The organism is Pseudomonas sp. (assembly GCF_049645325.1).
In the GTDB taxonomy this organism is placed as follows: Bacteria; Pseudomonadota; Gammaproteobacteria; order Pseudomonadales; family Pseudomonadaceae; genus Aquipseudomonas.
The window spans coordinates 1-12,512 of sequence record NZ_JBARTQ010000410.1; the positions used below are offsets into that span (position 1 = coordinate 1).

Below are 12,512 nucleotides of genomic sequence, written 5' to 3' on the forward strand. Positions count from 1 at the left end.
GCCATCACCCAAATAACGGATATGCCCTCAGCCACCCAACGCCAACCCTGAAACCAACCCATTGAGATACCCCCGCTGCAATGCCCTCATCAGACCCCCACCGACAAACCCAGCCGTCCGCATCAAAGGCATGCCCAGCCCCCACAGAGGCCGGGATGTTTCCAAGCCAACTGCCAAGTACTTGACCCCCTTCGTTTTTTAATCCAGAACCAACGGTTGTAACTTCCGATGAGATCGGTACAATGGCCCCGCTTGCCGAGAGGCCAGCGTCGTTATGGTGACCCCATCGGTCCCCCCGCAACGATTACCCGTGAACCTGGTCAGAGCCGGAAGGCAGCAGCCACAGCGGGAACATTGTGTGCCGGGGTGTGGCTGGTGGGGTTGCCTCCATAACGCTCTTCCTGCAAGTCCCCAACATCCAATTTTGATATTCGCTTTGCTGGCAATCACTGCCTGCGAGTCGATTTCTGCTGCCTGCTTGCCGGCGGTGAAGTGGGAGCCCTGCCATCGTTGCCAGCACCTCCTGAGAAGCTCCGCGAAACACCAGGTTCCCGAGAGACTCGGCAGGCTCGGTCGGCCGTCTTCTTATTAAAATCAGGTATGATATCGTTAGGCCATTAATGGCGATATCATCGATGTTATAGGGAGATGGCATGACAAAAGTAATTGCACTGGCAACATTGGCGGTTGTACTGGGTTTTTCAAGCAGTGCCTACGCAAGGGGCAGTAGTTTTGGCGGACATTCCTCCTCTCACTCCAGCTACACCTCTTCCTCTAGCCGCTCAGACCACACCATCAGCGGATATACCCGCGGTGGCACCTATGTGCGTCCTTCTCATGCCACAAACCCCGACGCTACGCGCAACAACAATTACAGCACCAAGGGCAACGTAAACCCATACACGGGTAAAGCTGGTACAAAAAGTCGCGACAACAGGTAGCTGTTACAAAACCAGTGCGTTGTGAAAATCCTGCGCTTTTCACAACGATCAATCTCACGGCTGGACAACGCTTCACCGCCTGCTAGCGTCAATCATACAAACGACCCCGTGCTGGAGTAGTGAAGAAGTGATGGCACTCCCTTGATCAACAAGGATGATTGCCATGCCCAGCGTTCAAGATTCGCTCAGTTCCATCAGTGCTTCCGTCGGCACCTCAGGCAAGGCCCGCAACGAGCCGGCAGATGTTCGACTGATCCAGCGTCTGTTTAACCTGATTACCCCCAAACCCGCTTCGCCCTTGGTGGAGGACGGCAAATCTGGCCCCCTGTTGGTCCAGCGCATCAGCGATTATCAGGTGAGTCGACTCAAGGTCGCCAAGCCTGACGGTGTGATTGACCCCGCAGGCCGGACTTTCAACAGCCTGCTGGAAGACGCGCGCAAGGCCATTCCCGGTCCCCAGGTTCAGAGCCCGGAGCCCGTTAAAGTGCCGGTTCCGGCGGTGCCAGACAAGCAGGCGCTGGTCACCCAGGTCACCTGCGACGGTGGGGTGACGCTGACCGATGCGGACTTCAAAAACGCTGCCGCCCAGTTGGGCAACGGTATTCCAGTGAACCTGATCAAGGCGTTCGCCACGGTTGAATCCGGTGGGCGCTCCGGGTTCGGCCCGGCCAAAATGCCGGTGATCGCGTTTGAAGGTCACATCTTCCGCAAGTACACCCAGCAGAAGTACGACAAGACCTACCCCTTCCTGTCATACCCCTATCTGGAAAAAGCCGGCCCGCAATGGCGCGCCAATAACAAGGACCAGGCGACCGCTTGGCGGACACTCGCCGACGCCTTTAAATTGGCCCCGGAGGCGGCGCTGATGTCAGCGTCCTACGGCATGTTTCAGATCATGGGCTTCAATTTTGCCGCCTGCGGCTACAAGAACGTATTCGATATGGTCACTGCGATGAAGCTCAACGCGGGCCAGCAGTTGATGGCGTTTGTCGGCTTTTGCCGCAAGAGTCCGGCCTTGGTCAAGGCGATGAAGAACAAGGACTATGTCGGCATGGCTTCAAATTACAACGGCAAGGATTACGGCGACTATGACAAGCGAATCCAGAAAGCCTTTGAGGCGCTTGAAAGGAAAAAGTAGTGGCTGACGCACAACCTTTAAGGCGCCGACTGGACAACCAAAAATCATCTTGTTAGTTTCCGCCAGCTACTTGTTTCGAGATATGACAAGTGCAGTAATTGATATTGAAGTGCCATCACTTCTTTAACTAACAAGGATGTCTGTCATGAAAAGCCTGCAAGGGTTGCCCCGTCTTATCAGTGCTTCAGTCGGCGCGGCGGGTAAAGCGCGCAACTTGCCTGCCGATGTTCAGTGCATCCAGTATTTATTCAACCTGATCATTCCCAAGATGGGGCTTCCACTGGCCGAAAACGGTAAGTGCGACGGTCAGTTGGTGCAGTGCATCAGCCAGTACCAGTTCCGTCATCTCAAGTACGCGCACCCGGATGGGGTGATCGACCCCACCGGCCGAACCTTCAACAGCCTGATCGAAGAAGCCGTGAAGGTGCCGGTGAAGGCGTTTCCGACGATGCGCATTCCGAGCTTTCTCAACGTGTTCGGCAATAACGGCGGCGACGTGGTGCAGGCCACGGTCAATGTGTACCTGGACCGTATGCGCGCGATGGTCGAAGCTGAGCGGCGTAACCGTCAGTTGATGCTGCAGGCCACGTGTGACGGGGGCATGACCCTGACCGACACCGACTTCCAAAGCGCCGCTACACAGTTGGGCAGCGGCATTTCCGTGAATATCATCAAGGCGTTCGCCACCGTGGAGTCCGGCGGGCGCTCCGGTTTCGGGCCGGCCAAGTTGCCGGTGATTGCCTTTGAAGGGCACTTGTTTCGCAAGTACACCAAGCACATCTACGACCAGGCGCACCCGCTGCTGTCGTACCCCTATGTGAAAAAGGCCGGGCCGCAGTGGCAGGCCAATAACAAGGACCAGACCAAAGCCTGGGACACCATGGCCACCGCCTTCGCGCTGGATCAGGAGGCGGCGTTGATGTCGGCGTCGTGGGGTATGTTCCAGATCATGGGCTTCAACTTCACTGCTTGTGGTTACAAAACCGTGTTTGAATTCGCCGCGGCATTAAAGATTAATGCCGGCAATCAACTAAAGGCGTTCATTGGTTTTTGCAGCCAGAGCCCGGCGTTGATCAAGGCCATGAAAGATAAAGATTATGTCGCCATGGCGCGCAACTATAACGGCAAGGATTACGGCGACTATGACAGCCGTATCAAAAAAGCCTACGAAGCACTTGAAGGGAAAAAATAAGATGATGCGTTTTCTGGCAGTGGGTGTGTTGTCGTTGTGTTCTTTTGCGCCGGCATTTGCAGGCGAAACAGCCTTGCACTCCGGCAAGTACGAGGGGTTGATGCTGGCGGTGACGCCTGAACATCAGGTCGAAGGGTACTACGCCGAAGCGCTCGGCGAAGGCGTCACCCGCAGTTGCGCGTTCTACCTGCAAGGCAAGCCCGAAGCGCTCACCACCTGGCTGGATGAGGCCTACCCCGGCAGCGTGGCAGCGTCGTCCGACGGCGTGACTCTGACGGTGGAGCAGGGCCGCCAGCACCCGGGCTGCATGAGTGTGTTGATGCCGGAAATCGCCACCGGCCTTGAGCTGACCCAAACCGCCAGCACGCAATGGATCGGCCTGGTGACCGTGTCCGCCGACAAGGCTTACCTGCTGAAGACGCCGGGCGCCGAGACGGCCAAGCGTCCGTACATCGTCAAGGACGATGTGGTCGGTGTACTGGCCTTCAAGGACGGCTGGGCCCAGGTCGAATTCACCAATGCCAGGGACCGTACGTTCAAAGGCTGGATCAGCCAGGATCAATACAGCCGTCTGACTGCGCCCGCAGCGTCGAACTGATCCAACCTTGCCGCCGCAACGTGCCACGCACGTTGCGGTTTTTTTGCGCCCGGGTTCAGGCCTTGTTGCGGTTGAACAGCTTGCGGACCATCGCCAGCAGCGCCACAACGCCGAGCACCAGGAATTTCTTCGCGGCCAGCAGGAAGATGCCGATCTTGGCGAACAACCCGGCCTTGGCGGCGATTCCGCCAGCCACCAGCGCGGCCAGGCCATAAGAGGCCAGCTTGTCGGTGCTCGGGTTAAAGTCGGTGTACAGGTTGCCATCGGTGAAGTTGGTAAAGGCCAGGACCTTGGGCAATTCCTGCTTGATGGTGGGCAGGTCGCTCATGGCGGCGACGGCGTTGAGTTCCAGCACGCCTTCACGGCCCAGCACGCGAATGCTGTAGTTGAGGGTGGTTTGCTGCGCGTCATCGGCCTTCAGTTCGCGGGCCCAGTACATTTTGTGGGTGCTGTCGTCATAGTGCGGCGGCTCGGCCCAGCCCAGCAGGTGCAGGCCGGAATAGCCTTGTTTCTGGCGCTCCTTGTTGTCAGCTTCGTCTTCCTCCTGCATTTGCTTGAGCAGTTCGGCGTAGTCGATTTTCGCCGCGTCCTCGTCGGAAATGTGCCCGTCGTTGTTGTAGCTGACGATCACGCCCCAGCCACGCTCCGACAGTGGGCTGACGGCTTTTGGCACGATCATGCCCAAGGTCTTGAAGCCCGGCGGGTTGCCCCAGCCATCGGTCAGCAGGCGTTCGGTGTCGGCGGGGTTGAGGTAGTAGAACTCGTCGTTGAGCTTGAGGGTCGCAATGCCACTGGGCAGGGTGACCGTGCCGGTCTGTTGCTTGAGTGACGCGAGAAAATGTTCAGCCGTTTCGGCGGGGGCGCTGGCTTCAACGGCTGCAGGCGCAGGCGTTGAGGCAGCGAATACGGAGGCGGCAGGCAGGCTCAGGGCGGCCGCCGCCATTAAGGCGCGGAAGTAATTCATGGTAGTCCCTTACATTTTGAATTAATTTCGCCGAAGAGTAACTGAAAGGCACAGCGCCGGGTTAGCCAAACGTCTCCCGCAGCAGCCCGGCAAACGCATCCCGCGCCAGATGCCGCTGGGTGTCCTTGTGCCAGAACAGCAGGTTGTCCACCGCCTGCAATTCCGCGAACCGGTACGACGCCAACTGGTTGGCTTGCTCGTAACGCGCCAGGATGCCTTCCGGCGCCAGCGCCACGCCAATCCCTGCGCTGACGCAGCCAATGATCGTGCCCCAACTGGCATAGCTGGCAATGGCCGGCTTGAAGTCATGGGGCTTGACCCAGTTTTCCAGCGCCGCACGGTACGGGCAGCCGGGTGGCCACACCAGCAAGGTGCGGCCGGCCAGGTCTTCGGCGCTGTGGATGGGAGCGCTGGACGCGCTGGCGATCAGCACCAGGCGTTCGCTGTAGACCACGCTGTGGTCGAGTTTGGCGCGCTTGCCACCCGAGGCCACCAGCGCCACGTCGAGGCGATGGTGTTGCAGGTCGTCCAACAGTTGCGCCCAGGCGCCGGTCACCAGTTCCAGGCTGACGTCAGGGTAGCGCCGGTGATACTCCGCCAACAGCGGCGGCAGGCGCCCGCTGGCGCTGGACTCCACCGCGCCGATGCGCAAGGTGCCGCGCGGGATGGCGTTGGCGTCCACGGCGCGTTTGGATTCATCCACCAAGGCCAGGATGCGTTCACAGTAATCGAGGAAGATCTCACCGGCGGCGCTGATCGCCAGCCCACGCCCGGCGCGGATGAACAGCGGCGTGCCCAACTCGCTTTCCAGTTGCTTGATGCGCGTGGTGATGTTGGACGGTACGCAGTGCAATTGCAGGGCGGCCTGGGCCACGCTGCCGGTTTGCGCCACGGCTCGCACCATTTTCAGTTGGGCCAGTTCCATTGCTCAGTTCCCGTGATTTCAGAAGTCAGAAACGCTTAATTGTCCTGCGCCGTGCTCGGGCCAAGACTGACGGCATTCCTTCTCAGTTTTCGGATGCCATCAATGAATACCCCGTCACCCCTGAAGCTTACGCTAGTCATTGCGGGCGTCATCCTCTGCTGGGCGTATTCGCCGATTGGCGTGCACATGGGCCTGCACAGCTACAGCCCGGGCCAGCTGGCCTTGCTGCGATTTCTGATCGCCTCGGTGTTCATGGGCGGCGTGGCGCTGGTAGTGGGTATCGGCCGGCCGCAGCTGCGCGATTTGCCGTGGCTGCTGGTGCTGGGGTTTTTCGGGGTGTTCCTGCACCACACCAGCCTCAATAACGGCCAGCAATGGGTGACGGCGGCGGCGTCCAGCGTTTTGGCGCAGTCGGCGCCGCTGTTCAGTGTGCTGCTCGCGTTTTTCTGTTTGAAGGAACGGGTCAGTGGCTGGCGCTGGGGTTGCGTGTTGCTCGGCTTGATCGGCGTGCTGGTGGTGATCTGGGGCGACCACGGCGTGGGGGACATCGACCCGCGTGGGCTGCTGATCCTGCTGGCGGCGGTGTCTTGGAGTGTGTACTTCGCCATCCAGAAGCACTACGCCCACCGCTACAGCCCACTGACGATGGCCTGCTACATGGTCTGGTCGGGCACTTTGATGCTCTGCGTGAACCTGCCGGGCCTGTCGGTTGCCGTGGCGCAGGCGCCGTTGCCGGAGAACCTGTCGGTGCTGGTGCTGGGGGTTTTTCCCAGTGCGCTGGCGTACCTGGCCTGGGGCTACGTGTTGAAACACGTGGATGTCAGCCGTGCTTCAGTGGCGATGTACCTGATTCCGCCGGTGGCCATGCTGATGGCCGCCACGCTGCTGGGAGAGCACGTCACCGTGCAGGTGATGCTTGGCGCAGTGATCGTGCTGGCCAGCGTGGCGGCGATCAGCCTGGAAGGGCGCTGGCGGCGATTAGCCGTTTTCAGTCACGCAGAACGCGCGCAAACGGTGACCGTCGAGGTCCTCGGCGACAAAGGTGTAGCCGAAATCCAGGGTGGTCGGTGACTGGATGATCGTGGCGCCACGCTCGGCCCATTGGGCATGCAAGGCATCGATGGCGGCCTTGTCAGGCAGGGAGAACCCCACTTCACTCGCGCCGCCCAAGGCTTGGGCCTCAGGTTTCGCGGCGTGGCGTGCCCACAGGCCCAGCTTCACGCCGTCGGCGAGGATGAACAGGGCAAACGTCGGGTCGAGCATCACCGGGGGCGTGTCCAGCAGGCGGCTATAGAAGTTGGCGCTGGTGGCCGTGCTGTCGACATACAACAGGAAGTAATGGGCGAGGGTGTTCATGCAATCTCCTTTAGAGAGGACGGGTGAGTGGGCCCAGTCTAAAAGCCAGTGCTGTCAGTTCTTGTCAGGAGTCGGCAGGGGCTGCGCATTTTCCCCGGTGTAGAGCTTGATGAGGTCGTCGATCTCGCCCGACATCCTCATGCGCAACAGCGTGCGCAAGATCCGTTGTACCGGCACGTTCGGGTCGTTGCGCACCATGCAGCCCAGGCTTTGCTCGTCGATCACCGCCACCTTGTGCAGCCGGCGGCCCGGCGCCAGGCTCAAGTTGAAGCGGTCGAGTATCCACTCGTTGATCACCGCATAGTTGAAACGCCCGGCGACCAGCTTGTGCAGCACCAGGTCTTCACTGCGCGAGTCGTCACGCGTGAGTTGGCCGCTGGCGAACAGCGGGTCGAGGATGGCGTACCGATAATTGAGCACCGTACCGATCGATTGCGGCGTCAGTGTGCCCACCTGCACCGGTTGCGGCGCAGTGGGGCCGCTGGCCAGCACGTTGCGCTGCACCATCAGCGGCACACTCCAGGTGTAGTCGCCGGACAAATTATCGAGCCAGGCCTGGGCGACATAACAGCGCACATCAATATCACCGTGTTCCATGGCGCTGGCGATGCGCGCCCTGGCCAGCACATGAAACTCGGCCGGGCGTCCGACCTGGGTGGCCAGGCTTAACATCAAGTCATACATAATGCCCTGGACGGGCTGGCCATTCTCCATTTGGGTCATGGGCATCGCCCAGCTGTCGGAAACCGAGAAACGCAACGGCGCGGGAGCCGCGAGGCTGGCGAGGGAAATCATCCATAAAGCGCCCAGGACTACGCGCATAGACTCTCCGGGTTAAGGCCTTTTCGGGGCCAATCAGCAGAGCTTAGTCAGATTAGGCGAGCGTGCCGGATGCAATTTCCCCCTTGCTCCGCTAGCATTACCGGCTTCCGCTTCCCAGTTGCGACGGTTTTCGATGAGTTATCAGGTTCTTGCACGTAAATGGCGCCCGCGCTCGTTCCGCGAAATGGTCGGCCAGACCCATGTGCTCAAGGCTCTGATCAATGCCTTGGACAGCCAACGGCTGCACCACGCCTACTTGTTCACCGGTACCCGGGGTGTAGGCAAGACCACCATTGCGCGCATCATCGCCAAATGCCTGAACTGTGAAACCGGTATCACGTCGACGCCCTGCGGCACCTGCTCGGTGTGCAAGGAAATCGACGAAGGGCGTTTTGTCGACCTGATCGAGATCGACGCCGCAAGCCGCACCAAGGTCGAAGACACCCGCGAGCTGCTCGACAACGTGCAGTACGCGCCGAGCCGCGGGCGCTTCAAGGTCTACCTGATCGACGAAGTGCACATGCTCTCCAGCCATTCCTTCAACGCCTTGTTGAAAACCCTGGAAGAGCCGCCGCCCTACGTCAAGTTCATCCTGGCCACCACCGACCCGCAGAAACTCCCTGCGACGATTTTGTCGCGGTGCCTGCAGTTCTCCCTGAAAAACATGACCCCCGAGCGCGTGGTCGAGCATTTGACCCACGTGCTGGGCGTCGAGAACGTACCGTTCGAAGACGACGCACTGTGGTTGCTGGGCCGTGCCGCCGATGGTTCGATGCGCGATGCCATGAGCCTCACCGACCAGGCCATCGCCTTCGGTGAAGGTAAGGTCATGGCCGCCGACGTGCGGGCCATGCTCGGCACCCTCGACCACGGTCAGGTGTTCGACGTGCTGCACGCGTTGATCGAAGGCGACGCCAAGGCGCTGCTCGAAGCCGTGCGCCACTTGTCGGAGCAGGGCCCGGACTGGAACGGCGTGCTCTCGGAAATCCTCAACGTGCTGCACCGCGTCGCCATCGCCCAGGCCTTGCCTGAAGGTGTCGACAACGGCCATGGCGACCGCGACCGCGTGTTGGCGCTGGCCCAGGCGCTGCCGGCCGAAGATGTGCAGTTCTACTACCAGATGGGCCTGATCGGCCGCCGGGACTTGCCTCTGGCGCCGGACCCGCGCGGTGGCTTTGAAATGGTCCTGCTGCGAATGCTGGCCTTCCGGCCCGCCGACTCGACAGACGCACCGAGACAGCCGCTAAAGCCAGTGGGGATCAGCCAGGCCACAGTTGATTCCGCCAAACCAGTGGCTGGCACGGCGGTCGTCGCGCCAGTAATTCCTGCGCCTGCGCCGGTAGCACCGGTTGCGGCGCCCGAGCCTGTTGCCGTCGCGCCACTGGTCGAGCCTGCGCCGGTCGTCGCGCCGGAACCGGTCGCCGAACCTGCGCCCGAGCCGGCTCCGGTGGTTGATCTGCCGTGGAACGATCCGGTAGACGCCGAGCCTGCAGTCGAGCAGCAGCCCGCCGTGGAGCCCGTACTGGAAACCACCGGCGAGCAGCCCGAACTCACGCCGATGCCCACGCCGACCCCGGACAGCGTGGTGCCGGACGCGCCTGAATGGGTTTCGGCGCCGGTTCCAGAACCCACCGTCGCCCAGGTTGACGCCGCGACACCAGGCATCGACCTCGACGATGAGCCGCCACTGGACGAAGACTACATTGAGCCGGACATGGATTCGGCCTACAGCTACCTGGACGACCTGGCCAGCGAACACACCGCCGAGCCGGCGCCTGAGCCCGAGGCCGAGCCCGCTGCGGCCCCGGCCACCGGCCTGGCCTTGCAATGGCTGGAGCTGTTCCCGAAACTGCCGATTTCCGGAATGACCGGCAGCATCGCCGCTAACTGCACCCTGATCGCCATCGAGGGCGACCACTGGCTGTTGCACCTGGACCCGGCCCACAGCGCCCTGTTCAACGCGACCCAGCAACGCCGGCTCAACGACGCGCTCAACCAGTACCACGAGCGCACGCTGACCATCGCCGTCGAGCTGATCAAGCCCGAGCAGGAAACCCCGGCCCAGGCCGCGACTCGCCGGCGCCTCCACCGCCAGCGTGACGCCGAGGATTCGATCCACGCGGACCCGCTCATCCAGCAAATGATGCAACAGTTCGGTGCGGTCGTCCGTCACGATACTATTGAACCTGTCGACGCCCCGGTGCCTCAAGCGTCATAACACCGGGCTATTAATTGATCCACGTACTTTTGAGGTGATTCCCATGATGAAAGGTGGCATGGCCGGCCTGATGAAGCAGGCGCAGCAGATGCAGGAAAAGATGGCCAAGATGCAGGAAGAACTGGCCAACGCCGAAGTCACCGGTAAAGCCGGTGGCGATATGGTCAGTGTGGTGATGACCGGTCGTCACGACATCAAGCGCGTGAGCATCGACCCAAGCGTATTGCCAGGTGCCAGCGAAGACGACCTGGAAATGCTCGAAGCGCTGTTCGCCGCGGCCGTCAACGACGCCGTGCGCAAGATCGAAGCCAACAGCCAGGAAAAAATGGGCGGCGTGACCGCTGGCATGCAACTGCCACCGGGCATGAAGATGCCGTTCTGATCGGCAAGCGTTAGCTAGACTCAAATGCCAGGCCCAGCGCCTGGCATTTTTTTGCGCGAAATTTACCGCCAGCGAGGCTGCGTCGGCCGCGACCCGGTCCCACGCCTGACACGCAAGCGGCGGTGCAACTAGCTTGGCCTTACTGGTGCTCGACAACGGCTACGCGAAGTTTGTCGAACCCTGGGCCTCGTGTTGGGGTCTGCACCCTATACCTATGAATTCGATAAAGGAGCCTTCTGATGTCTCAAGAACCGATTTTGAACCAGCGCATCGTCCTGGTTTCACGCCCGCAAGGCGCGCCGACGCCGGAAAATTTCCGCCTGGAACGTGTGAACCTTCCCGAGCTGGCCGACGGCCAGGTACTCCTGAAAACCCTGTACCTGTCCCTCGACCCGTACATGCGCGGGCGCATGAGTGACGCGCCGTCCTACGCAGCTCCCGTGGAAATTGACGAGGTGATGACCGGTGGCGCCGTCAGCCGTGTCGAGCAATCACGTCATCCGAAATTCGACGTGGGCGACTTGGTAGTGGGCTCCACCGGCTGGCAGAGCCACAGCATTTCCGACGGTCGCAACCTGATCCCGGTGCCGAATGGCCTCGCAAACCCATCCATGGCCTTGGGCGTGCTGGGCATGCCGGGCATGACCGCCTACATGGGCCTGACCGACATCGGCCAACCCAAGGCCGGGGAAACCCTGGTCGTGGCGGCGGCTTCCGGTGCCGTGGGCTCGGTGGTCGGCCAGGTGGCAAAGATCAAGGGCCTGCGGGTGGTCGGCGTGGCAGGTGGTGCCGACAAGTGCCGCTATGTGGTCGAAGAGCTGGGTTTCGATGCCTGCGTCGATCACAAGAGCGATAACTTTGCCGAGGAACTGGCGCAGGCCTGCTCCAAGGGCATCGACATCTACTTTGAAAACGTCGGCGGCAAGGTCTTTGACGCGGTTGTGCCGTTGCTGAATGCCAAGGCGCGTATTCCCCTGTGCGGCCTGATCGCCGGCTATAACGCCCACGAAGCCCCTAGCGGCCCGGACCGGCTGCCTGCTCTGCAGCGCACCTTGTTGACCAAGCGTGTGCGCATCCAGGGTTTCATCGTGTTCGACGACTACGGCGATCGCCAGCCGGAGTTCTTGAGTGCGATGGCGCCGTGGGTGCGAGACGGCAAGATCAAATTCCGCGAAGACGTGGTGGAAGGCCTGGAGCAAGCGCCTGAAGCCTTTATCGGTTTGTTGGAGGGGCGCAACTTCGGCAAGTTGGTGGTGCGCGTCGCACAGGATTGAGCATTTGACGCTAATCCGGGGCGCGGGTATAAACCGCGTCTCGTTGTTTTGTCGGACCATTGCCCATGAGCTTCAGCCCCCTGATTCGCCAACTGATCGACGCCCTGCGCACATTGCCGGGCGTCGGCCAGAAAACTGCCCAGCGCATGGCCCTGCAGCTGCTGGAGCGTGATCGCAGCGGCGGCACCCGGTTGGCCCAGGCCTTGAGCCAGGCCATGACCGGAGTGGGCCACTGCCGCCAGTGCCGCACCCTCACCGAAGAAGATTTGTGCCCGCAATGCGCCGACGTGCGCCGCGACGACACGCTGCTGTGCGTGGTGGAAGGGCCGATGGACGTGTACGCGGTGGAGCAGACCGGTTATCGCGGGCGCTACTTCGTACTCAAAGGGCATTTGTCACCGCTCGACGGCCTGGGCCCGGAAGCCATCGGCATCCCGCAGTTGGTGACGCGTATTCAGGAACAGGGCACGTTCACCGAAGTGATCCTGGCGACCAACCCGACGGTGGAAGGCGAGGCGACCGCGCATTACATCGCGCAACTGTTGAGCAACAAAGGCCTGATCACTTCGCGGATTGCCCATGGCGTGCCGCTGGGTGGCGAGTTGGAGTTGGTCGATGGTGGGACGTTGGCGCATTCGTTCGCCGGGCGTAAGCCGATCGCGCTCTAAGCAACGCTGCAATACCCCTGTGGGAGCTGGCTTG

The 12,512-nt window shown here is 61.2% G+C and carries 12 protein-coding genes and 1 other RNA gene; 9 read left to right on the forward strand and 4 right to left on the reverse strand.

The features are described 5' to 3' along the window. The first annotated feature begins 284 nt into the window (after positions 1-284). The 4 genes from ffs to WBB95_RS17780 all read left to right on the forward strand — a co-directional run bounded on the left by ffs (position 285) and on the right by WBB95_RS17780 (position 3,869). Positions 285-381, forward strand: an RNA gene (gene ffs, locus WBB95_RS17765) — signal recognition particle sRNA small type. 723 nt (positions 382-1,104) lie between these two features. Beyond that, positions 1,105-2,079 carry an N-acetylmuramidase family protein gene (locus tag WBB95_RS17770; RefSeq protein WP_424488776.1) on the forward strand — a complete coding sequence of 325 codons (975 nt, stop codon included), beginning with the start codon at positions 1,105-1,107 and terminating at the stop codon, positions 2,077-2,079. A gap of 145 nt (positions 2,080-2,224) precedes the next feature. Continuing rightward, positions 2,225-3,271 carry an N-acetylmuramidase family protein gene (locus WBB95_RS17775; RefSeq protein WP_424488777.1) on the forward strand — a complete coding sequence of 349 codons (1,047 nt, stop codon included), beginning with the start codon at positions 2,225-2,227 and terminating at the stop codon, positions 3,269-3,271. Position 3,272: 1 nt separating this feature from the next. Then, positions 3,273-3,869: a hypothetical protein gene (locus WBB95_RS17780; RefSeq protein WP_424488778.1), complete on the forward strand. Its 597-nt coding sequence runs from the start codon at positions 3,273-3,275 to the stop codon at positions 3,867-3,869. Positions 3,870-3,924: 55 nt separating this feature from the next. Here the strand turns inward: WBB95_RS17780 and WBB95_RS17785 are convergent, their stop codons facing one another. Both WBB95_RS17785 and WBB95_RS17790 read right to left on the reverse strand, forming a co-directional pair. Further along, positions 3,925-4,833, reverse strand: a complete 909-nt coding sequence (locus WBB95_RS17785; protein ID WP_424488779.1) for a DUF2167 domain-containing protein — start codon at positions 4,831-4,833, stop codon at positions 3,925-3,927. A 61-nt stretch (positions 4,834-4,894) separates the two neighbouring features. Beyond that, entirely contained in the window at positions 4,895-5,758 is an 864-nt protein-coding gene (locus WBB95_RS17790) for a LysR family transcriptional regulator (RefSeq protein WP_424488780.1), read from the reverse strand. Positions 5,759-5,860: 102 nt separating this feature from the next. Here WBB95_RS17790 and WBB95_RS17795 point away from each other — a divergent pair, with 102 nt between their 5' ends. Further along, entirely contained in the window at positions 5,861-6,829 is a 969-nt protein-coding gene (locus WBB95_RS17795) for a DMT family transporter (RefSeq protein ID WP_424488781.1), read from the forward strand. Here WBB95_RS17795 and WBB95_RS17800 read toward each other — a convergent pair. Beyond that, a complete protein-coding gene (locus WBB95_RS17800) occupies positions 6,737-7,114 on the reverse strand; it encodes a VOC family protein (RefSeq protein WP_424488782.1) in 378 nt (125 codons plus the stop codon). The genes WBB95_RS17795 and WBB95_RS17800 overlap by 93 nt on opposite strands. A 54-nt stretch (positions 7,115-7,168) precedes the next feature. Beyond that, positions 7,169-7,936 (reverse strand): substrate-binding periplasmic protein, encoded by a 768-nt coding sequence (locus WBB95_RS17805; RefSeq protein WP_424488783.1) that lies wholly within the window; start codon positions 7,934-7,936, stop codon positions 7,169-7,171. A gap of 133 nt (positions 7,937-8,069) precedes the next feature. Between WBB95_RS17805 and dnaX the strand changes: the two genes are divergently transcribed. The 4 genes from dnaX to recR all read left to right on the forward strand — a co-directional run bounded on the left by dnaX (position 8,070) and on the right by recR (position 12,478). Next, entirely contained in the window at positions 8,070-10,154 is a 2,085-nt protein-coding gene (gene dnaX / locus WBB95_RS17810; protein ID WP_424488784.1) for a DNA polymerase III subunit gamma/tau, read from the forward strand. Positions 10,155-10,197: 43 nt separating this feature from the next. After that, the gene (locus tag WBB95_RS17815) at positions 10,198-10,536 is read left to right on the forward strand and encodes a YbaB/EbfC family nucleoid-associated protein (protein WP_424488785.1); all 339 of its coding nucleotides are present in this window, start codon (positions 10,198-10,200) and stop codon (positions 10,534-10,536) included. A gap of 239 nt (positions 10,537-10,775) precedes the next feature. Next, the gene (locus tag WBB95_RS17820) at positions 10,776-11,810 is read left to right on the forward strand and encodes an NADP-dependent oxidoreductase (RefSeq protein ID WP_424488786.1); all 1,035 of its coding nucleotides are present in this window, start codon (positions 10,776-10,778) and stop codon (positions 11,808-11,810) included. A gap of 65 nt (positions 11,811-11,875) precedes the next feature. Then, entirely contained in the window at positions 11,876-12,478 is a 603-nt protein-coding gene (recR, locus tag WBB95_RS17825; protein WP_424488787.1) for a recombination mediator RecR, read from the forward strand. The last annotated feature ends 34 nt before the right edge of the window (positions 12,479-12,512 follow it).

Excerpts from the sequence above, each read along its gene's own strand:
- WBB95_RS17770 (WP_424488776.1), top strand. The coding sequence starts at position 1,105 with ATGCCCAGCGTTCAAGATTCGCTCAGTTCCATCAGTGCTTCCGTCGGC.
- WBB95_RS17775 (WP_424488777.1), top strand. The coding sequence starts at position 2,225 with ATGAAAAGCCTGCAAGGGTTGCCCCGTCTTATCAGTGCTTCAGTCGGC.
- WBB95_RS17780 (WP_424488778.1), top strand. The coding sequence starts at position 3,273 with ATGATGCGTTTTCTGGCAGTGGGTGTGTTGTCGTTGTGTTCTTTTGCG.
- WBB95_RS17785 (WP_424488779.1), bottom strand. The coding sequence starts at position 4,833 with ATGAATTACTTCCGCGCCTTAATGGCGGCGGCCGCCCTGAGCCTGCCT.
- WBB95_RS17790 (WP_424488780.1), bottom strand. The coding sequence starts at position 5,758 with ATGGAACTGGCCCAACTGAAAATGGTGCGAGCCGTGGCGCAAACCGGC.
- WBB95_RS17795 (WP_424488781.1), top strand. The coding sequence starts at position 5,861 with ATGAATACCCCGTCACCCCTGAAGCTTACGCTAGTCATTGCGGGCGTC.
- WBB95_RS17800 (WP_424488782.1), bottom strand. The coding sequence starts at position 7,114 with ATGAACACCCTCGCCCATTACTTCCTGTTGTATGTCGACAGCACGGCC.
- WBB95_RS17805 (WP_424488783.1), bottom strand. The coding sequence starts at position 7,936 with ATGCGCGTAGTCCTGGGCGCTTTATGGATGATTTCCCTCGCCAGCCTC.
- dnaX (WP_424488784.1), top strand. The coding sequence starts at position 8,070 with ATGAGTTATCAGGTTCTTGCACGTAAATGGCGCCCGCGCTCGTTCCGC.
- WBB95_RS17815 (WP_424488785.1), top strand. The coding sequence starts at position 10,198 with ATGATGAAAGGTGGCATGGCCGGCCTGATGAAGCAGGCGCAGCAGATG.
- WBB95_RS17820 (WP_424488786.1), top strand. The coding sequence starts at position 10,776 with ATGTCTCAAGAACCGATTTTGAACCAGCGCATCGTCCTGGTTTCACGC.
- recR (WP_424488787.1), top strand. The coding sequence starts at position 11,876 with ATGAGCTTCAGCCCCCTGATTCGCCAACTGATCGACGCCCTGCGCACA.